This window comes from Actinoplanes sp. NPDC049316 (genome assembly GCF_040677315.1).
Taxonomy (GTDB): Bacteria; Actinomycetota; Actinomycetes; order Mycobacteriales; family Micromonosporaceae; genus Actinoplanes.
The window spans coordinates 124,287-148,556 of the sequence record NZ_JBFAQM010000011.1 but is presented as its reverse complement, the minus strand read 5'-3'; the positions used below and the strand labels follow the sequence as shown (position 1 = coordinate 148,556).

The window sequence follows — 24,270 nt, the reverse complement described above, 5'->3', positions numbered from 1 at the left end:
GTCAGCCGGGAAGGCCGGGGGCGGGTGCGGCGGCGTTGCCATCGGTGATGCGCAGGTAGTAGCCATCGGGGTCGCTGACCCGGAAGTCGTGCAAACCCCACGGCCGCAGCTGAAGTGCTTCGACCACCAACCCGAGATCCCGGCAGCGATCATGCAGGGCCGTCACCTGGCTGAGGTGATCCAGTTCCAGCACGATCTCCACGCCCGCACCCCGGCACGCGGCGAGCCGATGCCGGGTGAAACCGGGGCCAGCGCCGTCCTCGGGCAACTTCGCCACCGGCCCCAGGCCGAGCACGACCGAACCGCGGCGCAGACTGACGTAGTCGTCGCTGCGGCGGGTGACCTCGAAGCCGAGCGCGCCGGTGTAGAACGCGATGCTGATGTCGAGGTCGTCGACGAACAGTTCCATCCGCAGGCGCATCCGTCGATGATGCGCCGCCCAGACAAGGCTTGCCGACCAGACGTATCCGGACGCCCGGTTGCGGGTCGCCTCGGACAGTATCCGCCTCGAGGCGACCCGGCCGGTCAGCCAACGAGGCGGTAGCCGGCCTCGCTCACCGCGGCTCCGACGACGTCGTCGTCGAGCGCACCGCCACTGGTGACCATGACCGCGCCGGTGGCGACATCGACGCTGACGTCACTGACCCCAGTGATGCCGGCGATCTGCTTGCTGACCCGCGAGGCGCAACCGCCACACGTCATGCCTTCGACCTGATACACCCTCCGCACGCCCTCGGCTGCCGTGGGAGCCGGTGCGGACGCGGCGGGGGAGCAAGCACAAACGGTGTCACTGCTGCACATCGAACGATCCTTCCTTCGGTGGGTGAGGTCGTGACGAGTACCGGTTCAGGAGCGCACGAGCCGGGCGATCGCGTCGGATGCTTCCTTCAGCTTGATCTCGGCATCCGGGCCGCCGTCGCGGGCCGCGTCGACGACGCAGTGCGCCAGGTGGTCGTCGAGTAGCCCCAGCGCCACCGTCTCCAGTGCTTTGGTCGCCGCGGAGACCTGCGTGAGGATGTCGATGCAGTAGACCTCCTCGTCGACCATGCGCTGCAGTCCACGGATCTGGCCTTCGACCCGCCGCAGCCGCTTCAGGTAGTCGCCCTTGTCCGTGATGTATCCGTGCGCCATGACTCCGCTCCCGTCGCCGATCCGTACCGTACCCCCCTATGGTATCTCGCGCCAGCGGCGCCGCGGCCGGTGTGACGCGACGCGCAACGTGGCAGAAGCCTTGACGGCGTATACCCCCTGGGGGTAACAATGGCGACCGACGCCAGATACCCCTAGGGGGTACTAAGGAGGTTCGGACATGTTCCGCAGTTCTCTACGGTGGTGGGCCCTCGCGCTCATCGCCCTCGCCCAGTTCATGGTCATCATGGACACCTCGATCATCGGCGTGGCCCTACCGCGCATGCGCGAGGACCTCGGGTTCTCACCCGGCGAGTTGTCCTGGGTGTTCAACGCCTACGTCGTCGCCTTCGGAGGCCTGCTGCTGCTCGGCGGGCGCCTGTCCGACCTGTTCGGCGCCCGGCGCATCTTCGCCACCGGCTGGGCGGTGCTGATGGCCGGCTCGGCCGCCGCCGGCCTGGCCGGTACCGTCGAGGTCGAACTGGCCGCCCGCGCCGTGCAGGGTGCCGGCGCTGCACTGATCGCCCCGTCGGCCCTGACGTTGCTGATGATGCTGTTCGGTGGTGAACCGAAGGAACTGACGAAGGCTCTGGCCCTGTACGGCGCGGCCGCCCCGGCGGGCGGCACCGCCGGTGTGTTCCTCGGCGGCGTCATCACCGAGTACGCCAGCTGGCCCTGGGTGTTCTACCTCAACATCCCGATCGCCGCGCTCGCCCTGATCGCCACCCCCGCGCTGATGCCCGCCGGTGGTGCCCGCCGCGGCAGCCTCGACGCGGCCGGCGCGCTGAGCGTCACCGCCGGTCTGGCCACCGCCGTCTACGCCATCGTCCGCGCCCCCGAGATCGGCTGGAACTCCGGACGGATCTGGACCGCGCTCGCCGGCGCGGCGGTCCTGCTCGCCGCGTTCCTGGCCATCCAGGCCAAGCGGCGCGAACCGCTGATGCGGCTGTCGCTGTTCGCCAACCGCAACCTGTCCGCCGCGAACCTCGCCCAGCTGCTGCTCGGCGCGGCGTGGATCCCGATGTGGTTCTACCTCAACCTCTACCTGCAGCAGGTCCTCGGCTACAGCGCCTTCCCCAGCGGCGCCGCCCTGCTGCCGATGACCGTCCTCATCATGATCGGCATGATCGCGGTCGCACCCCGCGCGATCGCCCGGTTCGGTCCCAAGACGATGATCGTCGCCGGTCTGGCCGTGCTGGCCGCCGGCCTCGGCTGGCTCGCCTTGATCCGTCCGACCGGCAGCTACCTCGTCGACGTGCTGCCCGCCTCGCTGGTCGCCGCGATCGGCATGGCGCTGGCCTTCATCCCGTCGCTGGGTACCGCGCTGTCCAGCGCCCGGCCCGAGGAAGGTGGCCTGGCCTCCGGCATCGTCAACACCAGCTACCAGGTCGGCTCCGCGCTGGGCCTGGCCGCCATGACGGCGCTCGCCGCCGCCCACGGCGCCGATGAGCTCGGGGACCTACCCGCCCTCACCAACGGCTACTCCGCGGCGCTGCTCGGCGCCGCCGGTATCGCCGCAGCGGCCGCTGTCCTGGCCGCCATCACTCTCAAACCCCACCCGACGCCGACCGCCGCGCAGGCCGAGACGGCTTCGGCGACCCGATGACCCACGACGGCTGTCCCGAGGTACTCCGCTGATCCGTCGGCATGCGGTTCAGCGGAGTACCGGACACCGCGCCCGCTCCGCTGCCTTCTCACCAGAATGACCGTGACGAAAGAGATGATCGGCATGTCCAGTCTCGCGACAACCGCCTCCATCGCCCCATCCACCACCGCGGTTAACCACCCCTCGAACATCGGCAAGCGCGCCGCGCACGCCGGACTGTGGGCACTGCCGGCCTACGGGCTGCTGCTGGGCCTGAGCACGCTCACCCACCAGCCACCGGTCGCTGACTTCGACGCCTACGCCCGCTACACCACCACCGGCGTGTTCCTGCTCAGTCACCTCGGCGCCAGCATCTTCGGCGCCGGCCTGGCCATCATCGGCGCGATCGCCGTAACAGCACTGATCGCGCACGGCCGCGCCGCCCGCACCGCCATCGCCGGGTTGGCCCTGACCACCATCACCAACGTCTTCATGGCCTCCACGTTCGGCAGCGCCGCCTTCGTACAGCCCGGCATCGGCCGCGCTCACCTCGCCGGCGTCCCCGGCATGCCCGCCCTCAACGCCGACACCGCCTACGGACCCGCCTTCTTCGCCACCGCCCTGACCGCCACCGCCTTCCTCATCGCCTCCGCGATCGTGCTCGGCACCGCCATCGCCCGCAGCCACCGGCGACTGCGGCCCTACGGCGTCGCCTACGCCGTGCTGATCGCGGTGTTCGCCCTGTCGGGATTCGTCCTGCAGCCGATACAGGCGGCAACCGGCTTCGCCCTGGCCGTGGCGACCGCGGTGCTGGCCGTACGGCTACCACGAATCGCCGTACCCCCGGCGAAGCCCGAGGGCCGAGGGCCACGCGACTTCCGCCAGGCGTAGCCGTCGCAGCTGAGCGCGATGCCGGCAGACCGCCCAGACGACACCAGCGCAGAAAAGCTCGCCCCCGCGCAACCATGACGTTGGTCGAGCGTCCGCCCCCGGGCGATCACCCGGAGCCAGAGCCCGAGCCCACCCGGCCTTGCGCCGGAGGGCTCGAGCGCATGCCCCGCCCCGGAGGCCGCGGCACGCGGCGCCCGCGTGCACATGGGGCCGGTGGTGGTGGCGCGACGTCACGGCCCTGTCATGACGTGGGTTTGAAACCCCAGTGCCAGGGCTCACGAGGGGTGTCCTCGTGGAACCCGAACTTCGGGCCGTTGGCGCGCATCCACGCCTGCGCCCTGGCGTTGAGATCCAGGTCAGCCGCCATGCCCCACCCGTGGTCGCTGGTGCCCGGCTTCGCGGCGAGGCCGCCCTGGGAGTAGAGGCCCTTGCGGCGCACCAGGTCGACCTGCTCGGCGTAGGGCCGGTAGGAGTCGGTGATGCCGATCGTCACGCCGTCACGGCGCGCCGCGGCAATCAACCTCTCCAACGACTCGGCAGCGGGTGCCCACAGGCGGTGGCGGGTGTTGCCCACTTGGCTCAGAGCATGTTCGGGCACCTTGCCGTTGCCGTACACGGCGGGGCTGGCCGGCACACCGTCGGCGTTGATGGCCGTCGACCCGCTCGTGGCGGTGGTAGAGGCGAGGGCGTTGTTCAGGGCAGCGGCGAACGAGGTATCCGAGGTGCCCGACATGGTCGGTGGTGCGATCGCGGGCGGCGCTATCGCCGCCATGGTTGCTTGAATGTGTGCGATGCGGGCAGTGACTCTTTCGATGCCTTGCAACAGACCTGACCTCCGGCAGCGATCTATCCCAGGTACCTCATCGCCGGTTGCGTGCTGCGGCTGAGGGTGGCGCTCGTCGCAGGATCACGGATGATGCTGCTGCTCGGCGTCGGCGTTGGAGGCGCGACGGATGACGGTGCGTGCGCCGAGCAGACCCCCGGCCGCCAGGGCAACGGCGGCGGCGGTCGAGGCGATGAACGCCGGTGATGTGGGCGCTGTGGCGTTGGCCCCGAGCACGGCGTACAGCGTGGTGCCGGGGACGATGCCCAAAAGTGTGCCGAGCACGTACGTCCATACCCGGACACCGGTAGCCCCTAAGGCGTAGCTGACCAGCCCGAACGGGGCGATGGGCAGCAGACGCAGAATCAGCACGCTGAGAAGACCGCGCCGTTGCAGGAGCCGGTCGACCGCCGCGCCACGCGTCCGAGAGCGAACGAAGTCGCGCCCCAGAACCCGCCCGGTGCCGAACGCGATGACGGCACCGAGCAGCGCCCCGGCCAGCACATACACGGCGCCCTCGGCCGCCCCGAACACCGCGCCCGCCGCAGCGGCCAGCACGGTCCGGGGAACCATGGCCGACAGCAGCAGTGCTGTTCCCCCGACAATGACCAGCGGGGCGAAAGCCCCAGCACGCTGCGCCAGGTCCGCCACCGTGGCGGCGCTCGGCGTCAGACCGGACATCACGGCCGTGACCAGCCCTACGATCAGCGCCACCAGCAACACGAAGCGCCACGTCACTCGTGTGGGCTTCCCCGTGCTCGAGGGCTCATCCTCCTGGGCGTCAACGACGCTCGTGGTGCCGGTCATCGCTCAAGCATGACGAGTGCTCAGCCGGCACCCGCCGCCCCGGTCCCAGATCCTCGTACCCCTGTGACTGGTGGTGCTGCTGGGCTGACCAGGCCGGCGTGAGCAGCGACCTACCGGGCCACAGGCACACCCGCAGGTGTTCGCACGCGGCCTTCTACCGTCCCTGTCTAAGTGCCCGCCCTGCGGCCGAACGTGCGCACCGTGGCACCCATGTGCAGCTGATTCCACATTTCAATGGCGTCTTTGCGGAGCAAGTTGACGCAGCCGTGCGAGCCGAGTGTGGCGTCGTGGATGTAGGTCGTCGACTCGTGGAAGCCGATGCCGCCGACGAAGCGCTGCCAGTACGGCAGCCAGACCTCGTACGGATCCGACCACTCGCGGAGCTCCCGCTTGTTGATCTTGTAGGTGCCCGCAGGTGTGGCGTATCCGCGGAAACCTGTCCGTACGACAGTCGGTCCGAATACCGGTTTTCCGTCTCGGAGCACCCACACGGTTTGCAGGCTGAGGTCCACGCACGCGGTGATGCCCGGGCCCGCGCCGCATCCCTGCAGGTGCTGTGGGGTGGAACTGGTCGCGATCCGGCGGGCGACGTCCGCCGTGGTCGCATCGGCACTGCCGTTCGCCGGCTCGATACCGAAGCGCTGCTGGAAGCGACGGATGACGGCGCAGTCGCCGGGCGACTGCCGCCCGTCGACCGTGACGTCGCGGTAGGCCTCAAGCGACGACAGGGCGGCTTCGACCTCGCGTTGACGCACCGTAGTGGCACACGGCGCGGCCGCCGGGGAGGGCTGTGTCGCGGTGCGCCCGTCGTCCGTTGCGGTGGTCTTCGAGCCCACGACCTTGATGAACGGGGCGGCCGCTTTACGCGATGGTGAGGACGCAGGCCTCGGAGCTTCCGCGGTTGCAGCTGCCATCTGCGATTGGATCGCGCCAGGCACGTCAACGGCGTACGCGGTGGCGCCCAGTCCGAGAAGCGCCGCGAGGACCCCCGCGATGGCTCCCACTCCGGACATCAACACCCCCTCCATCGCACGGCGACTCATCTGCTCATGCAGCTGAATCGACCGCCCGGCTGGCCGCTTCAAGGGGTTCTCGGTAGCGAGGCAGTATCAGCCGTGCACCGCCGAAGCGGGCTGGAGCGCCTGCTCCAGCCCGCCTAGCCGATACCGCCGGTCGATCAGCGCCGCGCTGCGCCGACGACTTGAACGGCTGGCGCACCCTCAGCCGATGGGCTGCTCAAGTGACCGCGCCGGTTCAGTGAGGCAATCGCCGCGGCACAGATCAGGCCGGTCAGGGTGAGTGCCATCCATGGCAACGCGGGAATGCCGTGATCACGGCCGGTGTCCAACGCCAGGCCGGTGAGCAGGTTGCCGGCCGCGATCCCGATCCCGGCCAGGGTGTTGTAGAAGCCGTAGTAGGTGCCCACGGTTCGTTCACCGGCGAGATTCACGATGGTCGCCATCTCGAACGGATACACGATCATGGTGGCCAGGGTGAGCAGGACCGTGCTGATCATGACTGGCGCGACGGCGACGACGTAGGACCACCCGCTCGGCGGTCCACTGGTGCTTGTCACGGCCGCGGTCAGGGCCAGCGGCAGGAACGCTGCAGCCATGAGAAGCAGGCCTCGGCTGATTGCTTGCGCCGGCGTCCATCGGGCTTTCGCCCACGTGGTGAGCCTGACCTGCCCGAGCACGGTGAGCAGCCCGGAGACGGCGAACAGGACCGCGACGCCGGCCGCGCCCCCGGTGACCCGGCGCACCTCGATGGGTAAACCCAGGTAGACCTGGAAGTTCAGCACGTACGAGCCGATCATGGCCAGCGAGAACAGCAGGAACGATCGGTGGCCGACGACGTGGCGCCAGTCGGCCAGCATGCTGCGCCCGGGCCGCTCGCTACCGCCGCGGCGTGCGGGCAGCGCTCTGGACTGGGCAATCAGCAGCATCAGGAACAGCACCGCGGCGACCAGGCACACCCAGCGGAACGCAAAACCGAGCAGGGCCAGGCCGATCAGCGGGCCGACGAGGATGCCGGTCTGGTAGAAGACGTTGAACAGGGCGAACGCTTCCACCTTGCGGTCCCCGGCCTCGGCGGCCAGGTAGGCGCGTACGGCGGGGTTGAACAACGCTCCGGCCAGCCCGGTCAACGCTGAGGCGACGATCAGGCCGGGCAGGGATTCGACCAGGCCGAGCATCGCGAACCCGACGACGCGCAGACCCAGCCCGGCGAGGATCATCGGCTTGTAGCCGATGCGGTCGGCGAGGCTGCCGCCGAGCAGGAACATGCCCTGTTGGCTGAGGTTACGCATGCCAAGAATCAAGCCGACTGTCCAGGCTGCCAGAGCCAGTTCGTTGGACAGGTAGCCGGCCAGGTACGGCATGAGCATGTAGAAGCCGATGTTGATGGTCAGCTGGTTGACCAGCAGCAGCTGCACCGGCCGGTTGAACGAGCCGATCTGGGTCATGGTCGCCTTCACACCGCCTCCCGCGCGGGTGTGTCGGCTGCCGGGTCGACCACGGTGGTGCACCGGGTCCAGCGGGTCACCTCACGCTCGGTCGGGTGAACGATGCGGTCCGGGTGACGGGCCGGTGGCCGGTCGAGCAGGTTGTGCTGGCGGCAGTAGTCGTCGCTGTAGACGGTCTCGGCGTAGCGCTGCGGGCCGTCCGGGAACACCGTGGCGATGCGGGTGTCATCCGGCAAGGTGTCGGCCAGCCAGGACGACACCAAAGCGACCGCGCCGACGCTCCAGCCGCCGCTGACGTAGCGGGCAGCCGCCAGCCGCCGACACGCCCACACCGATTCGTTGGGCGCGACCCAGTGCACCTCGTCGAATGCGGCGTAGTCGACGTTGCGGGGGTGGATGCTGCTACCCAGCCCGCGCATGAGCCGTTTGCGGGCGGGTTGGCCGAAGATCGTCGAGCCGATGGTGTCGACCCCGACGAGCCGTAGCTTCGGGAAGAATTCCCGCAGTACCCGCGAGACGCCGGCGCTGTGCCCGCCGGTACCGACGCTGCAGACCAGCACGTCGACACGCCCCAACTGCGCGGCGAGTTCCAGGGCCAAGCCCTGATAGGCGTCGACGTTGTCGGGGTTGTTGTACTGGTCGGGGCAGTAGGCGCCGGGGTGCTCCGCGAGCAGTTGCGCGACGCGGTCGCGGCGGGCCTGCTGCCACCCACCCGTCGGGTGCGGCTGATCCACCAGGTCGACCCGGGCGCCGTAGGCGGTCAGCAGGTTGAGCATCAGTGGTTCCATGCCCGGGTCGGTGACCAGGGTGACCGGATGCCCGTAGACCTGCCCGGCGAGGGCCAAGCCTAGGCCCAGGGTGCCGGACGTGGATTCCACCACAGGGGCGCCGGGGGCGAGGTCGCCGCGTTCCCGGGCTCGGTTGATCAGGTGAAGGCCGGGGCGGTCTTTGATGCCGCCGGGGTTGTGGCCTTCGATCTTGGCCCAAAAGCCGCGCGGCGAGCCTCCCCGAATGTCCGCGGTCCAGAGGACCGGGGTGTTGCCGACCAGTTGGTCGAGTTCGTGGCAGGTGGAGCTGGAGATCAGCTGGCTCGGGGTGGGCAGGCCAGCCGGACGGGTGGAAGCAAGGTTGACCACGGGGGTCCTTTCTGCGACGTGACAGTGGCGGCGCGTTCTCACGCTGGGAGCAGGCGAGGGCGGCGCACCGGTCATGGGCAGCGCTGAGGTGCATGTGCCGGTAATTGCGCCGCGGGATGCGGCGTCGACGGCACACGCAGACGTCGGAGCGGGGTGTTAGGAGAGCCCGGCTCCGGCCAGAGAACGCTTACCGGTCACGTGCGGCTGATGCATTGCAGCAGCAGCAGACATCGCCCTGATGCCGCGGCTTGGGTGCAGGCAGCCGGTGTGTCGGCTTCGGCCGGCGGAGCCGGCGAGCCCGTGTGCACCAGCGGTAGGACCACCACGGCCTGGGAGCGGTCAACGGACGACCGCGGATCGCAGGAAGCGCCGTGCGGGTGGTGGTGGTCGTGGGCGTCCGCAGCTGCGGACGGGATCTCGTCGCCGGCGGCTGTGGCGTCGGCGGCGGAGAACATCGGCGAGTGTCCGGACGTCGCCGCAGCCGACAGAGGGGCGGCGTCGTCATGCCACCCATGCGCGGTGAGGACGCAGACCAGCACAGCGAGCACCATGGCGACTCGCACGAACGGTCGATGCATCGAAGACCTTTCGGTCACGGTGTCCTCATCCGGATGGCGCGCCGCCGACTGTATCTTGTCATTTGTCCGTCGCCAACAGACGGCGCCGATCGTGACAAGTTGTCATTTTCTCGGCGTCGGCCGCAGTTCCGACCGTATGGGTCACTGCGGGCCACAGCCCAGCGCTTCGACTGCCTTCGCGGCGCATCGAGCGGCGCCTAGGCAAACGCCGGTGCCGGGGTGTCGCGGGCGCCAAGCCTGCCGGCCTCGGCGGCCCTGTCGTCCAGACGCCTCCGCCAGACGGTGCCAGGTTGCCGGCTCAACGTAATCGGTCGGTCGCCACCGACGCCGAGAACTCCCGCCTCCAAGGGGCCAGGGGCGGACGGGGGTGACGGCATAAGTGCGGCGTAGCCGGTCGATTCGGGCTCAAGGGGACTGGTTCATCCCCGGACCGGAGACGGGAGTGCCGATGCTCCGCTTCGCCACGCCGCGCGGGATCTGGGCACAGGCTGCCAAAGCCGCTCAGTGGTGAGGATGGCGGGGCAGCACCGCGGATGGGGCACCCACGCGATCGCTATGAAGCGAGGCGGCCACTCTGTCGGAGTTCGTCCTCGAACTCACCGAGGACCAGTTCGACATAGTCGGCGATGCGGTCGAGGGTTGCCATCAACGGGCGGCGCTCCACCAACGCAACTGAGGGCATGACCGCGCCGGCCTCTTCAATGCTGACTCGCTGCGCATGTTCGCTGGTCATCCTGTAGCGGACCACTTCAGCGCCGATCTCGACGAGGTAGGAGGTGTGGTCGAAGTTCGGCGGCGCGGCGTATGGGTTCGGTTCGTTAATCTTCTCTACGTCCATCGTCCATTGACCAGCTCTCTTCACAAGCCATGGCGGATGGCCGCCCTCTACCGGGATGGTGGAGAACCGCGACGACGTCAGAAGCACCAGAGACAGCTGGCGATGCTTGTCGGTGTTAGAGAGCTCTTGCAGGTGGGCGAGTTGATGGACGTACGCGCCGGAGTACGAATCTGACCGCCCGTTCAATCCAAGGAAGGGCTGGTACGTCTCGACCCGAGCCCAGTCGGCAGGCTCGTAGCAGCCAGCCGTCCGATTACCCCGGAACTTCGCCGGGTCATCGTGGATCGGAAATTGGATAGCCCGTTCCTGCTGCTCCGTCATCGGGCCGTGTGCGCATGCCAGCTGCCACGCGAGGTGGTCGAGGGCGCCACGCAATCCGTGGACGATGTCACCAACGTGGAGGCTGATTGCCTCGATCACTGTGCTGTAGTCGGGAACGGCAGTGATGCGGAAGATGTGCTCGCCAGTGTCGGGTTCCAAATCGGCGCTCAGTAGAGCCCAGGCTGTCGGATCCTTGAACGCCTTGTCGATGTACCCGTGCAGGCGATCGCGGTGTTCACGCGCCCACCGGAGCTTGGCCTTACCGCTGGCAAGATCAACCTTCGTCATGTCGAACTGCGACCTCCAATGCACGCCGGCGCTTCGCACACACTGTACGAAAGGTCGCGGCGACAATCCGCGTCGCTACCTGGGTCATTACGCCTGTACATCGGTCTCGGGAATCCCAAATCTCCGCCGGCGGACGGAACCAGGTTCTGGGCAGCATGAGCTTCCCTCCCGTCGTGGAGTCTGGGGTTCGGCATGTGAAGACGGATCCAGGCAAGCTGAACGGCCGCCAACGTGGGAACTCGCCTCGGGCGGCAGGGCCGGGCAGCGGTGGCGTTCCGGGAACATGAATTACGCCGTCACCGGCCTCGCGGCTCAGATCGCCGAGAAGAACCTGACCGTCACGGTCGACGTCCCCGAGCACCTCGACCTGTGCGCCGACAGCAGCCGCTGCAACAAGTCGCCGACAACCTCATGTCCAAAGCCGTCAATCGTTTGCCGCATCGGCCACGTCCAACAATGCCCGGACCACGCGCGGGTCGAACCGCTCGTCCCACCGCCAAGGTGGCACCTCAGTCGCCTTCATGTTCCCGAGGTTGCCTGCCGACGATCTCAGTCGCTGCCCGGAATCGGCGAGGCGAGACGCCTACACCACGGCGCGCAAGCGTTGCCTTTCAGGACCGTGGGCTGACCTCGGGAGAGTTGCAGAGGGGATGATCAGTTACGCCTGCCGTCGGCCGGGTACGTTGTCATCGTGGGCGACGCAAGGGTCCGCACAGTGCGGCCTCTGACAGCCCGCGAAGGAGCAGACATGACTACAGGCACCGTGAAGTGGTTCAACGCCGACAAGGGCTTCGGCTTCATCACGCCGGACGACGGCGGCGCCGACGTCTTCGCCCACTTCTCGGCGATCTCGACGAGCGGCTACCGCAGCCTCGACGAGAACCAGAAGGTCGAGTTCGACATCACCCAGGGCCAGAAGGGCCCCCAGGCGTCGAACATCCGCCCGCTCTGACCCACACTCCGCGAACGGCGGCCCGACTGATTCAGCGGACCGCCGTTCGGCGTCTCATTCAGTCACTCGACGGCTCGGCCGTCCACGGTGGCGGCTCGCAGCCCGGAGGGCTGCGGTGCACCTTCGGCGCTGGCCAGCTGCTGCACGTCGAAGACGTCGAGGATCTTGCGTACCGGCGCGCTGGGCGCCATCTTTAGCTCCCGCCCCGCGTGGCGAAGACGAGCGTCGGCAGCTACTCCTCCCAGGCCATGGAGACGTAGAGGTGCCGGGTAGAAAAGGACCCGGCGAAGCTGAGCAGTCAACAGCGCCTCGCCTTGGCCGCGGTCACGGGCACCGGGCAGCGGTGGTGCTTCGGTAACCTGAGCCATCGGCCCCGCGATCAGGCCATCGCCGCCCTACGCGAGGAAACCACGGACCCGGTCGTCCTCGGCTTCGCCATGGGCAGCGCCCTGGCGACGCTGGAGATCGATGAGTGCGATGCAAACCCCCGATGGGTGGCGTGTCGAGGTCGTACGTCGGGGCCGCAGCCGCTGGTACCCATCGTGCACGGCGACGACGTGATCGACTGGCTTTCGATCGCCGGTGTGCAGCGCATCCTGACCGAGGCCGGCGTCGACCTCGCGGAGCTGGAGACCGTTGCGGACAAGCCGACGGACACCATCACGGCGCCGCTTGAGCCGGTTCAGCTGTGAGGCGGTCAGGCGGCGGGCGCGGCGGCCGACAGCCGAAGCACGGCGTTCCCGGCGTACCGGTACTCTTCACCCCAGAGACCCGAGCAAGTTAGATCTACGGAACGTGACCTTCGGCTGATGTGGCCGTGCTCAGCAGCGATGGCCTGGCCATCGCCTCGCCCCGCGCCGTGTCGTATACGTGTCGTTGGCCGATCTTTATACTCGGGGCTCGTGGCTGCTAACGCAGCTCAGGAGGGCTCGCCTAGTGGCCGATGGCGCCGGTCTTGAAAACCGGTGAGGCGTTCCGCGTCTCCGTGGGTTCGAATCCCACGCCCTCCGCCCTGTGATGTCTCAAGACATTGGAACCCCTGAACCCGAGGTTGTGGGTTCAGGGGTCTTCTTTCCGGTGCGGGTCCGGGTGGTCGGCCGGTGGGCTGGTAGCGGGCGAAGCCGGCCTGCCAGCACTCGTTGGGCTGCTCGGCCTGGAACCGGATGTGGGGACGCTTTGGTCCTTTATCTCCCTCGGTCACGATCAGACCCTGGGCGGCCAGGTGCCGCGCGATCGTGGCCTGCGAGGCGGTGACGTGGTGAGTGTGGTGCAGGTGCCAGCTGATCGTGTCCGGGCCGGCGTCCAGGCCGCGGTCGATCTCCGAAAACGCCCGGCTGACCCGAACGTCCCTGGACCGCGTCGCTTCCGGTGAGGACCTCATCGCGTCGCGATCCGTGTTGTGGGCGGCCGGCGTGTGGTGCGCCCCCGGTTTCGGGTGCCTTCGCCGGGATCGCCGCCAGCCTTTGCGTCTCGGTCAGTGCCTCGGCCACCGGCGATCGAGGCGACTTCGGAGAGCAGCGTCACCGCCGCCGCGATCGGTTCGTCCGCGACCCGGACGCTGAACTGCCCGAACGCGTGGCCGGCCGACACGGCAGCCGGCCCGGCAGTGCGGTGTCGTTCGCCGACCGGGCCCAGCTGACCGCCAGCGAGACCCGCGAGTAAGGTCCCGGCTCGGGCCAGCGCATATCGCGAACCAGCGCCGGGTCGCCCCGGTACGAATGCGTCCGTCCGCAGCCATTACTCGGACCGTATGAGGCCCAGTGGCGGCGAACAAAGTGATGGAAAGTGGATCACCGCGCAGGATCCGGGCGGTCAGGACTCCGGCGCACGCCCCGAGGCGATCGCGACGGCCAGCGCGGACATGGCATTCGCTATCGCGAGCTGGGCGTACACCAGTCCGGAGTTCCCGGAGCCGGCGATGGCTCCCGTGGCGTTCTTGCGCGCCTGCGAGGCGAAGTCCTCCGCCCGATCCAAATACTTCCGCAGTTCCTCGTCCCCCGTAGCCGTGTCTGCCACCGTGGCCTCCGATCGTTGCCGAGCAATGGTGTCGAACGTCCGAACGGCATAATCTTGCGCCGGACGTGGCCGGAACGCATCGGGGCAAAACCTTAGGGGTCGTACACCAGCGATCGGTGGCGACGAACTCAGGCGAGAGAGCTCAACCCGCCGCGCCGAACGGACCTGAGGAATGCCACCGCCGCAACGATCGCCCAACAGGCGGCGACGATGAACATCTCCTCGCTCGTGACCGAGATGGTGAACCTGCCGGTCACCTCGACCGGGAGGGCGGACCACAAGGGTGCCGGCGGGCTGAAATGGGCGATGCCGGCCACGGCGCTCTGCGGTCCGAAGGCGAGCAGGACGAAGAAGACGACGATCAAGCCGTAGTTGGCGGCAAGGCCGCGCAGCCGCCCGCTCGCATTGACCGCGATGCCGGAAGCCAGGGCGAACGTGTAGGCCGAGGTCGCAGTCAATGCGATCAGCGGGAGGACCAGCCGCCCGACGCCGCCCACCGGATCGGACATCCGCAAGCCGTCCCCCAGCCCGGTGAATGCTCCAGCCACCAGGGCGCCGGCGACCAGCACGCCCCATTGCAGAAGCGCGACACCACAGGCACCACCGCGAAAACGCGCCGGTGCAACTCCACTCAGGAAGTAGGCGACGGTAATCCGGTTGTCGTCCTCCTTACCCACGGCGGACGACACCAGAAACGGCAGTATCAGCGGCGCGCACACCGCTGAACCCGCACAGGCCGCGCCGATGCCGCCGAAGAGACCTGCTCCGCCGGGATACACGGTGAAGCCGGACGGCACCAACGCCGACAAGAATCCGAGGATCGCGCCCGCAGCGGCCAAGCTCCGGCGGAGCCGCAGCGCTTCCGACGCGCGGCAGGCGAGCCAGGAATCACCAGCCATCAGCGAAATCCTTGCACTGCAGGTTGGGCCGCATCGCGATGATCCGCCAGCCGCTTTCGTCACGGTTGAGGCACGCGACCAACTCCTCGCCGTTCCCGGAACTCGGCAGGATCGCCACCTCGCCCGGCCGGTCAGCACCCGTGACGTCGAAGATTTCGTGCCCAGGGTCGAGGGATTTGAGCTGCGCGACATACTGCCGCGCCTGCCGATATCCAGCGGCAGCGAAATAGCGCTGATCGAGTTTCCCGCTCTCCCGGAGGTTGTCGACCATGTCTCGGGTGACATCGGCGGGGGCTAAGTGGGCGGCCACGTCGTGGCGCCAGTCGAAGGTGTATTGCCAGGGAACCTGCCGGGCGGCCAGGGGCGGCACCAGCCAGCCACCTGCGATCATCGCCGCCGCCACAGGCGGGAGGCCGACCAGCCACGCGGCGCGGCGCGGGACTGAGCGGGCCGTTGCGGATGACGGCTTGCGGCGACCGGCGCCCTCTCTGAACCGCAACCTGGTCGCCGCACAGAGCAGCAGAACCCAGACGACGAAGCAGGCGAAACCGACGGCCGGGTTGGCTGAGCTCTGCGGAAAGTCCGGGATGCCACGGCCGGTGAGCACGACATTGGCAGCTCCCCAGGGCGAGAGCTGCCATATCGCGCGAACTGCCGGGTAGGTGACGGCGGTGCGTTCGAGGATCTCACCGGTGGCGAAGAACAACAGCGCTGCGGCCGTCCCTGCCGATCGGCTGCCGACAACGGTTCCCAGCGCGGCGCCGAACAATGTCCACAGCGCCGAGCCGATGACAAGGGTCAGCGCCAGATCGACGGACGTCGTCGCGACAGCCGGATGCAGCACGGGCATTGCGGCTACGGGAACAGCAGACCGGATGAACAACGACGCCGCTAGGCCCAGGGCGCACGCAAGGCAGAGGACGGCGCACACCATCAGGAAGCAGGCGCCAGCTCCGTACCCGACGATGTCGCGGCGTCTGGCCGCGGCGAGGTACAGCGTGTGGCGGGCCGTCGATTGCGAATGCGCGCCGATCAGCAAGGCGGCGGAAGCAGTCGCCGCCACGGCGGAGGCGACGCGCACACCGTCGGTCAGGTCGGCGAGGATGTCGCCGAAAGTCACCGACCCCGTGGCTTCGCGCGTGCGAATCAACACCTGCCCGACAATCCAGATGGCTGCGCCGGCATTGATCGCGAGGACGATGCGGCTGCGGACCAGCAGTCGGGCGTGGGCCGACGTCGCCAGGAGCGCGCTCATCGGGTACCGGAGTCGATGAGGTCGAGGTAGACGCTCTCGAGGCTTTCGTATCCGGAGCAGACGGACCCTGTCTCGCCGGCCAGGAGGACCCGCCCGGCGGAAACGATGACCAGCGTATCGGCGATCAGTTGGAGCTCGTGGAGCAGATGACTCGAGACGACGATCGTCGTGCCCGAGCCGGCCAGGTTACGCAGAAGATCCCGAAGCCAGCGGATGCCCGCGGGGTCCAGCCCGTTGGTGGGCTCGTCGAGCAGGATGAGCCGTGCCCGGCTGAGCAGCACCCGGGCGAGACCGAGCCGTTGCCGCATCCCCTGCGAGTAGGTATTGACTGCCTTGTCTGCGGCGCCGGCGAGTCCCACCTCGTCCAGCGTGGCGTCGATCCAGTTGACCCGGTCGCGGTCGCTGCCGGCGGCGAGCCGGAGGTTGTCCCGCCCCGATGCCCAAGCGTAGAAGCCGGGCTCCTCGACCATGGCCGTCGTCCCGGCGGGCAGGTGGCCGGGGCGTACCGGGACACCGTCGATCTCGATCGCACCGTCGTCGACAGTCGCCAGGCCGGTGACCATCCGAAAGGTGGTGGTCTTTCCGCTTCCGTTCGAGCCGACAAGGCCGACGATCTGACCGACCCGTGCGGTGAAGGAAATCGGTCCGATCTGCCGGCCGCCACGGTAGTTGTGGACGGCGCCATCAATCGCGAGGCGAACCGGCGCGGTCGCGGAGTCGGTGGTCATCGCCGCGACACCGTCGCATCCGGATGTAGCAGGACCAGGGACCCGTCCTCGGCGTACCGCGCGCCGACGACGCCGTCCACGGCCTGCTGGTCCTCCGCGGTGCGAATCGTCGCGACGTGGCCCTGGACGACTACCGCCTTCGTCCCGGTCGGGTCGAGATCGGATGACACACTGTCGGCGCTGTTCACCGTCCAACCGGTTCCCTTGCGGACGTCCCAGTAGCGGACGACCGAATTGCGGCCCGCCGGTCCGGTGCTCATGGTCTCCGCCAGCAGGCTCGTCCCGGCTACGTGGCAGGCTCCGATGTGCGGCTGGTCGAGGACCACGGTGTGCCCGGACAGCTCGTCGACGAAGGTCGCACGCTCGGCTGAGGCCACGGCGTGTACATCGGGCCCCGCGCAGCCGACCTGGGCCGTCCGGTCCGGGACCGGCGTGATCTTCCAGCCGGCGGAGCGCCGGGCCACGACGAACGTCGCCGTCCCGGAGGAACTGCGGCTGACCACGGCGAGCGCGCCGCCGGGGCCCGGGTTGATCTGTGGCATGCCTGGACCCGGCAGGGCGAAGCGCTGGGTCTGTTTGCCTTTCTGATAGCTGATGATGGCCGGGTTCGCAGCCTGAAGATCGAGTTCGACGCGAGTGCCCGGCTCCTTCTCCAGAAGGATGACGCCGTTCTGATTCGCCCGAGTGGTCACCGCTGCCCCTGACCGCACGATCCTCGGCTCGCCGACGGTGTTCTGGTCGAGGAGGGACCCCGATGCGACGACGTTCGGACACGTCGCCACGCAGGTGACATACGCACTCTTCGCCATTGCGGCATCCTGCCAGACGGACTTTCCAGCGCGGTCATACCCGATGATCACGTTCCGCTCGAGGTCGAAAACCACGGAACCGTGCGAGTCGGCGGCCAGGATGAAAGGCGCGGGCGTCGGTGGAACCGGCATCGACTGCCTATCGGACGACGAATGGTTTCGTGCGAGACCGTAAGTCCCCCCGGTCAGGGCGACTGCCGCGACAACGCCCAGCGTCACATATTTCAATCGCACATTCATCCCGATCGTCGTGCGCTCCAGATGAGTGGCCGCCGCTCAGCGGGCGCCTTGCGGCAGCCACTCACCGGCAGCTACATGTAAGCGTAGGTGCTGCAGTTCGGGTCCGAACCCGACTGGTCGAAGATTGCGTTCGTCTTCATGTACGGGCTGCCGCTCTTCGGGACGTTCTCGTTCACCGCGTACTGATACGACTGGCCGCCGTGGACGTCGTCCCCGCTGGTGAACGCCCAGTAGGTGTTCGCCCCGCCGTTGTTGCGAAGACGCATGTAGACGTTGTTGTGCTGCGCCGTGTTGTCGGACAGGTTGAAGCTGTTCGACTCGACGAACCAGTAGCTGCCATTGGAGGAGTAGTACACCGTGGTGTTGAGCTCGTCTCCGCCCGCCGAGCACTGCTTGTAGATCGAGCTCGCGTTGGCGGGCGCGGCCACCGTCACAAGCGAGACCACCGATACGGAGAGGGCGACGAAGCCCAATCGCACGGCCCGCCGGATACTACGTCTTGAAGTCATGCGTAAAGCCTCCTGAACTGGCCGATCTCTCGAAGTCAGACTGGCCTCGAGGACTTGCCTTGCAGGGGGATGCGGCGACTTTCGAACAATGTCGACATAATCGATCAACGCTAGAATCCCCCGTGATTCACATGCAGCGCTGCTGGGTGATGACTATATTCGCGACCATCACTTGACCGCGACCCCCTTTGTGCGTCGGCAATGTGATACACATCACTTTTTTAGGTTCGATCTTGACTGTGCGGCGAGACCGGGGTCGCTCGTTCTCTGGACCGAGCCTGCGTCCCCGGCGGACGACGAATCGCATCCCTTCCGGCCATTTCGCCAAGGTGAGCAGGCCGGTCAGTTCGGCCACCTCGGCCTCACACACGCTGCCGTCGGCGGCCTGCGCCGGCGTCCAGGGTGGGGCGATCGGAGGTGGGCCGTCGCGCGGCGAGTGTCAGCTCACGACATCGGAAACCCCTGAAGCCGCATTCGCGGGTTCAGGGGTGCTCCCGGCCGGACGGGCCGGTGAACCCAGGTCGTCAAGACACCGGCGAAATCCCCTTCAGAAGCCCCTTGAAGGCGGATGGACCGAACCGCTGCCGAGGGTCGCGCCGGCCCGTGCGATGCGCTCCTCCGGCGAAACGGTGTTCGGGTCGGGGTACAACCGTTCCATTTCCTCCTGCCCGTGACGCAACCAATGGAGCCATCCGCGGGCCTTGTGCCAGGCGCTCCGCCCGCTCTCAGTCAGCCGAGTCATCGCCAACCGCCTCGCTTCAGCTGGACCGGTCGTCCAGGCCGAGAGTGACCTGGGCGAGGCGAGTGGCGACAGAGCCCAAGTGCCCCATCGACCGCGGGATGTCAGGATTGTCAGCCGCGCGGCCAGGCACCTTGTGGATCGGCTGGTGCGGGCCGCGGTCGGCTGAGCAGGGCGTGGGCGTGGCTCAGCACGTCGTCGGTGCGGAAGGGCTTGAACAGGAATTCGTCGGCGCCCGCGGCGAGGCCGGCTTCGATCTCGCTGGGCACGGCGCACGCCGAGGTGAGGATGATGGCCGCGGTGGCGCTGCCGGGGTCGCCTCGGATCGCCCGGCACAAGTCGACGCTTCGCAGGGCCGGGGAGCAGGCGTCGAGGATCACGAGGCCGGGCCGGGTGCTGCGGACCAGTTGCAGGGCGGCGAAGTGATCGCCGGTGGTCACGATGTGGTGGCCCACCCGGGTGAGGACACGGGTCAGGGCCTGGCGCACCTCCGTCGATTCGTCGGCGATGAGCATGATCACCATCTCACGGCCCCCTTCAGCTCGCTTGTGGGGGTTTGACCGGTAGTTGAATCGTGAACGTCGGCCCGCGCGATGCGTGGCGGTGATGTCATGGGCGAAGGCGTGGAAGATCGGCCCGGCGGGGGAGTCCGTCCGAGTCTGAGTCATCTCGATGCGATGTACGCCTCCAGCACCGCCGCGAGCACCGCGTCGGCGTCGTGGAACACACGGTCATCACAGCTCACGTCCCCGCCCCGCTTTGTGTCATGGTGTCCCCTCACGGGATCTGAGCGGCCGGCGCGCGAACGGCGCGAGCGCTTATGGCGCCGCACTGCAAGCAGGGCCGCATCCCTCTGACGTTTCTCCCTCTCGTCGGGAGGCGGCGTGACTTCCCCTGAAAACACAACGTAAACCCGCAATTTGCGTCGGCCCGGCGGCGCGGCGATCCGCACGGCGCCCCGTCCACGGGCGGTGCGGGATCTCGGTCACCCTGAGGCCAACGCATCGATGCCTGCCGACGCCCGTTCGGTACCCTCTTACACGCTCTGGCACCGTTTGACGACGGCTTCTGACATGGGGGACGGATGGAAGACCAGCGTGCTGCTGCCGGGTCCATTCAGGACGGTATGGCCGCCGAGAGGTTCGCCGAACAACTCCGTACGTTGCGGACCGCCGTAGGCAATCCATCCTTCCGGAGGATGGCCGGTTTGTCCGGCCGGATCTCCCACACCACGCTGCACGAGGCCGCCGCCGGGACGAGGTTCCCCTCCTGGGAGACCACCCGGGAGTTCGTCCGGGCCTGCGACGCCGACGAGACCGAGTGGCGGCGGCGGTGGGAAGACGCTCAGCCCGGCGAGAACGACCTGAAGGTGACGAAGGCGCCGGCTGCGAAGGAACAACCGGCCGAGGACCCGCCGGAGGACGAGGTCGCGGGCCCGCGACGCCACCGGCTGCCGTGGCTCGCCGCTGCGGCCGTCGCGGTGGTGGTCACCATGGCCGCCGCCCTGGGCTTCGCTCTGCGCGGCCGGTCGGACGCCGACGGCTCCGCCGGCGCGGCGTCGGTGCCGCCGTCCTCGCCGGCGTTCTCCGATTCGATGATTCCCGGGGACGCGAGCAAGTTCGTCGCCGACGTCACAATCCCGGACGGTACGCGCGTGAAGGTCGACTCCCACTTCGTGAAGGTGTGGGCGCTGGCGAACGTCGGGACCGTGGCGTGGCACAACCGCTTCCTCGAGCGGATGAACCCCACCGGTGACGAAGAGGGGTGCCGCGTGCCGGACCGGGTCGCGATCGGCGACACGCCGCCCGGCGAGCAGGTGATGATCAGCGTGCCGGTGACCGCGCCGAAGCGGCCGGGGAAGTGCTGGGTCAGCTGGAAGATGGTCGACGAGCACGGGCAGGCGTTCTTCCCGAGCCGCCGGCCGGTGTACTTCATGGTCACCGTCACCGCCTGACCATCTGACAACACCGCGTCCGCGCAGGTCAGCGGCCGCCTGACGGATCTGACAGTACGACCGGGTACCGAACACGAGGCCCCTCCTCGCAGGGTGATGTCCGTTCAGCAAACGCGACTCACCACCTACGAGGAGGATCGGCGATGCGCCGTCCCTGGTCAGCCGTCGGGTTCGCCGCGCTCTGCGTGGCCCTCGGCGTCCCGGCCCATGCGTGGGCCTCGACATCCGGCCCACCCGCAGAGCGAGCTTTCACCACGGCCGCGCGGCCCGTGGTCGACATGGAGGCCACCGTCCTGGCCGCCCAGATCGACCCTCGCCGCGCCGACCACACCCTGACCCCGGGGGCGAAGAGCTCCGTCCTCGCCGTCGAGCAGGCGCTGCAGGACCGGAACCTGCTCAACGCGCAGTGGGTCGACGGCTACTTCGGCACGGAGACGATCTCGGCGTACGCGGCGTACCAGCGTTCGCTGGGCTACACCGGTCTGGCCGCGAACGGGCTGCCCGGCACGACGTCGCTGACGAAGCTCGGGCAGAACCGGTACACCGTCGGCAACACCATCGGCCCGGGCGCGAAGGTGCAGCGTGACGGGTACGTCGTGGACGCCCGTACGCAAGCGATGCTCGCGGAGGCCCAGCGACTGATCGGCACGACGCTCGTGCTCGAGCAGGGCTCGTACAACCCGGGTGGCGACCCGACGTCGGCCGGCACGCACGACGGCGGCGGCGTGGTGGACATCTCCGTCGCCGGCATGACCTCGGCCAAGCGCACCGCCGCCGTGCGCGCGCTGCGGCAGGTCGGTTTCGCCGCCTGGCTGCGTGACCCCAGCCAGGGTGACTGGCCGTGGCACATCCACGCCGCGGCGATCAACGACACGGACCTGTCCAGCCAGGCGCAGCACCAGGTGGGCGACTACTACCTCGGCATGAACGGCCTGGCCGACCGCGGTCCGGACGACGGTCCCCGGATCCCGATCAAGACCTGGGAGCAGTACCAGCGCGGGCAGTGACCCGCACCCGACCGACCGACCATCACTCACTGTTCACGAGGGGAACCATGAACATCCGGAAGAGTCTCGCCGTCGTCGGCGCCGCGCTCGCCATGGGCACGTCCGTCCTGAGCTTCGCCTCGCCGGCCTCGGCCGCGGCCCGTGACGGGGACTGCGACAGCGGCGAGTTCTGCTACTACTACAACAGCAACCAGGCCGGCTCGGTCTCGGACTTCACCGAATCGATCGAGGACTACGGCACGACGCAGCCGTCCTGCTACGAGTTCAAGGGCGACGGCGCCGGCAAGGGCGTCTGCGTCAAGAACAACGCCGCCTCCGTCTGGAACCGCACCGGCAAGACCGTACGCGTCTACTTCAACAGCAACTTCGGCGGAGCCAGCCAGGACTTCGCCTCCGGCGCCAAGGGCAACCTCAACGCCACACTGAAGAACAACAACGCCTCGCACGACATCGGCGGCTCGGCCGGCGGCACGTACCCCGCCGACCCGCGCGCTTCCGAGGCGGTCGCGTTCGCGAAGGCGCGGCTGGGCCACACCGACTGGAACAACGAGTGCGAGCTGTTCGTCGAGCGGGCGTTCGGCACGAGCGGCCGGTTCGCCACGGCCCGTACGCACTACCAGTGGCAGAAGGACAACGGCCGCATCCACACCGGCTCGGTGCCGCCCGCCGGTACGGCCGTGTTCTTCACCTCGACCACCTCGGCCGGGCACGTCATGCTCTCGATCGGCGGCAACAGCGCGATCAGCACCGGGCCGACCGTCTACCAGACCAACACGTTCCGGCAGCGCGACGACTACCTGGGCTGGGCGTACGTCCCGAGCAGCTGGTGACCGCGATGATCAGCATGAGAAGGGTTCCGGCCGTGCTGGCCGTCCTCGTGGCGGCGCTGGTCGGCGTGACGGTGGCGCCGGGCGCGGCATCCGCCGCAGACCGTGACGGCGACTGCGACAGCGGCGAGTTCTGCTACTACTACAACAGCAACCAGGCCGGCTCGGTCTCCGACTTCACCGACTCCCTGGACGACTACGGCGCGACCCAGCCGTCCTGCTACGAGTTCAAGGGCGACGGCGCCGGCAAGGGCGTCTGCGTCAAGAACAACGCCGCCTCCGTCTGGAACCGCACCGGCAAGACCGTACGCGTCTACTTCAACAGCAACTTCGGCGGAGCCAGCCAGGACTTCGCCTCCGGCGCCAAGGGCAACCTCAACGCCACACTGAAGAACAACAACGCCTCGCACGAGCTGGTGAGCTCCGGCGGACCGTCGGGCTGCAGCACCGACGGCACCAACACCAAGCTGCCGAGCACGATCCTGGTCTACCGGACCGGTCTCGGACGGGTCGACCGGGTGGACTTCAAGACGTACGTCAAGAACGTCCTGCCGAACGAGTGGGTGACGAGCTGGCCGGACGCCTCGCTGGAGGCCGGCGCCATGGCCGTGAAGAGCTACGGCTGGTACTGGGCGCTGCACTCGACCCGCAAGACCTCCGGCGGCCAGTGCTACGACGTCCGTGACGACACCGCCGACCAGGTCTACCGGCCGTCGTCGGCGCAGTCGTCGACGTCCTCCGCGGTGGACCGGACGTGGTCGGCGCGGATGACCCGCAGCGGCAACATCCTGCAGGCGCACTACTGCTCGACCACGACGGCGTGCGGCGGCTGGGTCGACGGGGACTGGCTGTCGCAGTACGGCTCCCGCGACCTGGCGAACGCCGGCAAGAGCTACCAGACGATCCTGCGCCACTACTACGACGACGTCGCTCTTTCCTGAGCGGACCACGTGCCGCCCGCCGCAGCCCGCGGCGGGCGGTGCGCGCGTCGTCAGGCCGGCGGATTGACGATCATCTGGGCGCCCTGCCCGCGTTCCGCCAACCGGTCCTTCGGGTTGATGAGGTTGCACCGCTGCAGCGACAGGCACCCGCACCCGATACACCCGGTCAGCTGGTCCCGCAGCCGTTCCATCATCGCGATCCGGTCCTCGAGCTTGCGCCGCCACCGGGCCGACAACCGCGCCCAGTCGGCCTTGGTCGGGGTCCGGTTCTCCGGTAGCGCCGCCAGCGCCTCGCGGATCTCCTCCAGCGACATCCCGACCTGCTGGGCGATCCGGATGAACGCCACCCGGCGCAGCTCGTGCCGTTCGTAGCGGCGCTGGTTGCCGCCCGTACGGGTCGAGCGGATCAGCCCCTCGCGCTCGTAGAAGCGCAGGGCCGACGGGGCGACACCGCTGCGGGCCGCCATGTCGCCGATCGTGAGGAGCTCCACACCCGCATCCCTTGAGTTGAAGTGAACTTCAAGTTGCACCGTGA

Annotated in this window: 27 protein-coding genes and 1 tRNA gene; 9 read left to right on the top strand and 19 right to left on the bottom strand. The window is 68.4% G+C overall.

The window, feature by feature from the left end; all coding sequences use genetic code 11:
• Position 1 precedes the first annotated feature (1 nt).
• The 3 genes from AB0K03_RS19165 to AB0K03_RS19155 all read right to left on the bottom strand — a co-directional run bounded on the left by AB0K03_RS19165 (position 2) and on the right by AB0K03_RS19155 (position 1,131).
• The gene (locus AB0K03_RS19165; RefSeq protein WP_364686507.1) at positions 2-421 is read right to left on the bottom strand and encodes a VOC family protein; all 420 of its coding nucleotides are present in this window, start codon (positions 419-421) and stop codon (positions 2-4) included.
• 104 nt (positions 422-525) lie between these two features.
• Positions 526-720: a heavy-metal-associated domain-containing protein gene (locus AB0K03_RS19160; RefSeq protein ID WP_364686504.1), complete on the bottom strand. Its 195-nt coding sequence runs from the start codon at positions 718-720 to the stop codon at positions 526-528.
• Between the two features lie 126 nt (positions 721-846).
• Complete coding sequence (locus tag AB0K03_RS19155) at positions 847-1,131, bottom strand: metal-sensitive transcriptional regulator (protein WP_364686501.1); 285 nt, start codon at positions 1,129-1,131, stop codon at positions 847-849.
• A gap of 178 nt (positions 1,132-1,309) precedes the next feature.
• Between AB0K03_RS19155 and AB0K03_RS19150 the strand changes: the two genes are divergently transcribed.
• The gene (locus AB0K03_RS19150; RefSeq protein ID WP_364686498.1) at positions 1,310-2,734 is read left to right on the top strand and encodes an MFS transporter; all 1,425 of its coding nucleotides are present in this window, start codon (positions 1,310-1,312) and stop codon (positions 2,732-2,734) included.
• Between the two features lie 123 nt (positions 2,735-2,857).
• Positions 2,858-3,604, top strand: coding sequence for a hypothetical protein (locus AB0K03_RS19145; protein WP_364686495.1), 747 nt, complete (start codon positions 2,858-2,860; stop codon positions 3,602-3,604).
• 241 nt (positions 3,605-3,845) lie between these two features.
• Here AB0K03_RS19145 and AB0K03_RS19140 read toward each other — a convergent pair whose 3' ends face one another.
• The 7 genes from AB0K03_RS19140 to AB0K03_RS19110 all read right to left on the bottom strand — a co-directional run bounded on the left by AB0K03_RS19140 (position 3,846) and on the right by AB0K03_RS19110 (position 10,859).
• Positions 3,846-4,427: a M15 family metallopeptidase gene (locus tag AB0K03_RS19140; protein WP_364686492.1), complete on the bottom strand. Its 582-nt coding sequence runs from the start codon at positions 4,425-4,427 to the stop codon at positions 3,846-3,848.
• 84 nt (positions 4,428-4,511) lie between these two features.
• Entirely contained in the window at positions 4,512-5,234 is a 723-nt protein-coding gene (locus tag AB0K03_RS19135) for a TVP38/TMEM64 family protein (RefSeq protein ID WP_364686489.1), read from the bottom strand.
• Positions 5,235-5,401: 167 nt separating this feature from the next.
• Positions 5,402-6,247, bottom strand: a complete 846-nt coding sequence (locus AB0K03_RS19130) for a L,D-transpeptidase family protein (protein ID WP_364686486.1) — start codon at positions 6,245-6,247, stop codon at positions 5,402-5,404.
• A gap of 164 nt (positions 6,248-6,411) precedes the next feature.
• Positions 6,412-7,710, bottom strand: a complete 1,299-nt coding sequence (locus AB0K03_RS19125) for an MFS transporter (RefSeq protein WP_364686483.1) — start codon at positions 7,708-7,710, stop codon at positions 6,412-6,414.
• A complete protein-coding gene (locus AB0K03_RS19120; protein ID WP_364686480.1) occupies positions 7,707-8,834 on the bottom strand; it encodes a PLP-dependent cysteine synthase family protein in 1,128 nt (375 codons plus the stop codon). Before AB0K03_RS19120 ends, AB0K03_RS19125 begins: the two co-directional genes overlap by 4 nt.
• A 194-nt stretch (positions 8,835-9,028) precedes the next feature.
• Positions 9,029-9,385: a hypothetical protein gene (locus AB0K03_RS19115; RefSeq protein WP_364686477.1), complete on the bottom strand. Its 357-nt coding sequence runs from the start codon at positions 9,383-9,385 to the stop codon at positions 9,029-9,031.
• 580 nt (positions 9,386-9,965) lie between these two features.
• Positions 9,966-10,859, bottom strand: coding sequence for a hypothetical protein (locus tag AB0K03_RS19110; protein WP_364686474.1), 894 nt, complete (start codon positions 10,857-10,859; stop codon positions 9,966-9,968).
• 748 nt (positions 10,860-11,607) lie between these two features.
• On the opposite strand from AB0K03_RS19110, the gene AB0K03_RS19105 reads away from it, so the two are divergent.
• A complete protein-coding gene (locus AB0K03_RS19105) occupies positions 11,608-11,811 on the top strand; it encodes a cold-shock protein (protein WP_364166529.1) in 204 nt (67 codons plus the stop codon).
• A gap of 62 nt (positions 11,812-11,873) precedes the next feature.
• On the opposite strand, the gene AB0K03_RS19100 is transcribed toward AB0K03_RS19105, so the two are convergent.
• The gene (locus AB0K03_RS19100) at positions 11,874-12,002 is read right to left on the bottom strand and encodes a hypothetical protein (RefSeq protein WP_364686471.1); all 129 of its coding nucleotides are present in this window, start codon (positions 12,000-12,002) and stop codon (positions 11,874-11,876) included.
• Between the two features lie 123 nt (positions 12,003-12,125).
• Here AB0K03_RS19100 and AB0K03_RS19095 point away from each other — a divergent pair, with 123 nt between their 5' ends.
• The gene (locus tag AB0K03_RS19095) at positions 12,126-12,503 is read left to right on the top strand and encodes a hypothetical protein (protein WP_364686468.1); all 378 of its coding nucleotides are present in this window, start codon (positions 12,126-12,128) and stop codon (positions 12,501-12,503) included.
• Positions 12,504-12,733: 230 nt separating this feature from the next.
• A tRNA-Ser gene (locus AB0K03_RS19090) sits at positions 12,734-12,821 on the top strand.
• An 802-nt stretch (positions 12,822-13,623) separates the two neighbouring features.
• On the opposite strand, the gene AB0K03_RS19085 is transcribed toward AB0K03_RS19090, so the two are convergent.
• The 7 genes from AB0K03_RS19085 to AB0K03_RS19055 all read right to left on the bottom strand — a co-directional run bounded on the left by AB0K03_RS19085 (position 13,624) and on the right by AB0K03_RS19055 (position 19,530).
• Positions 13,624-13,827, bottom strand: coding sequence for a hypothetical protein (locus AB0K03_RS19085; RefSeq protein ID WP_364686465.1), 204 nt, complete (start codon positions 13,825-13,827; stop codon positions 13,624-13,626).
• Between the two features lie 128 nt (positions 13,828-13,955).
• Entirely contained in the window at positions 13,956-14,726 is a 771-nt protein-coding gene (locus tag AB0K03_RS19080; RefSeq protein WP_364686462.1) for a hypothetical protein, read from the bottom strand.
• A complete protein-coding gene (locus AB0K03_RS19075; RefSeq protein WP_364686459.1) occupies positions 14,716-15,981 on the bottom strand; it encodes a hypothetical protein in 1,266 nt (421 codons plus the stop codon). Before AB0K03_RS19075 ends, AB0K03_RS19080 begins: the two co-directional genes overlap by 11 nt.
• The gene (locus AB0K03_RS19070) at positions 15,978-16,709 is read right to left on the bottom strand and encodes an ATP-binding cassette domain-containing protein (protein ID WP_364686456.1); all 732 of its coding nucleotides are present in this window, start codon (positions 16,707-16,709) and stop codon (positions 15,978-15,980) included. The genes AB0K03_RS19075 and AB0K03_RS19070 overlap by 4 nt, the downstream gene beginning before the upstream one ends.
• Complete coding sequence (locus AB0K03_RS19065) at positions 16,706-17,758, bottom strand: hypothetical protein (protein ID WP_364686453.1); 1,053 nt, start codon at positions 17,756-17,758, stop codon at positions 16,706-16,708. Before AB0K03_RS19065 ends, AB0K03_RS19070 begins: the two co-directional genes overlap by 4 nt.
• 71 nt (positions 17,759-17,829) lie before the next feature.
• Entirely contained in the window at positions 17,830-18,237 is a 408-nt protein-coding gene (locus tag AB0K03_RS19060; RefSeq protein ID WP_364686450.1) for a hypothetical protein, read from the bottom strand.
• Between the two features lie 882 nt (positions 18,238-19,119).
• A complete protein-coding gene (locus AB0K03_RS19055) occupies positions 19,120-19,530 on the bottom strand; it encodes a response regulator (protein WP_364686447.1) in 411 nt (136 codons plus the stop codon).
• 560 nt (positions 19,531-20,090) lie between these two features.
• Between AB0K03_RS19055 and AB0K03_RS19050 the strand changes: the two genes are divergently transcribed.
• From AB0K03_RS19050 to AB0K03_RS19035, 4 genes are all read left to right on the top strand, one after another.
• A complete protein-coding gene (locus AB0K03_RS19050) occupies positions 20,091-20,960 on the top strand; it encodes an NBR1-Ig-like domain-containing protein (RefSeq protein ID WP_364686444.1) in 870 nt (289 codons plus the stop codon).
• 143 nt (positions 20,961-21,103) lie between these two features.
• Positions 21,104-21,967, top strand: coding sequence for a peptidoglycan-binding protein (locus AB0K03_RS19045; RefSeq protein WP_364686442.1), 864 nt, complete (start codon positions 21,104-21,106; stop codon positions 21,965-21,967).
• A gap of 47 nt (positions 21,968-22,014) precedes the next feature.
• Complete coding sequence (locus tag AB0K03_RS19040) at positions 22,015-22,797, top strand: peptidase inhibitor family I36 protein (RefSeq protein ID WP_364686439.1); 783 nt, start codon at positions 22,015-22,017, stop codon at positions 22,795-22,797.
• 14 nt (positions 22,798-22,811) lie between these two features.
• Positions 22,812-23,735: a peptidase inhibitor family I36 protein gene (locus AB0K03_RS19035; RefSeq protein WP_364686436.1), complete on the top strand. Its 924-nt coding sequence runs from the start codon at positions 22,812-22,814 to the stop codon at positions 23,733-23,735.
• Between the two features lie 50 nt (positions 23,736-23,785).
• Here AB0K03_RS19035 and soxR read toward each other — a convergent pair whose 3' ends face one another.
• Entirely contained in the window at positions 23,786-24,226 is a 441-nt protein-coding gene (gene soxR, locus AB0K03_RS19030; protein WP_364686433.1) for a redox-sensitive transcriptional activator SoxR, read from the bottom strand.
• Positions 24,227-24,270: the final 44 nt, after the last annotated feature.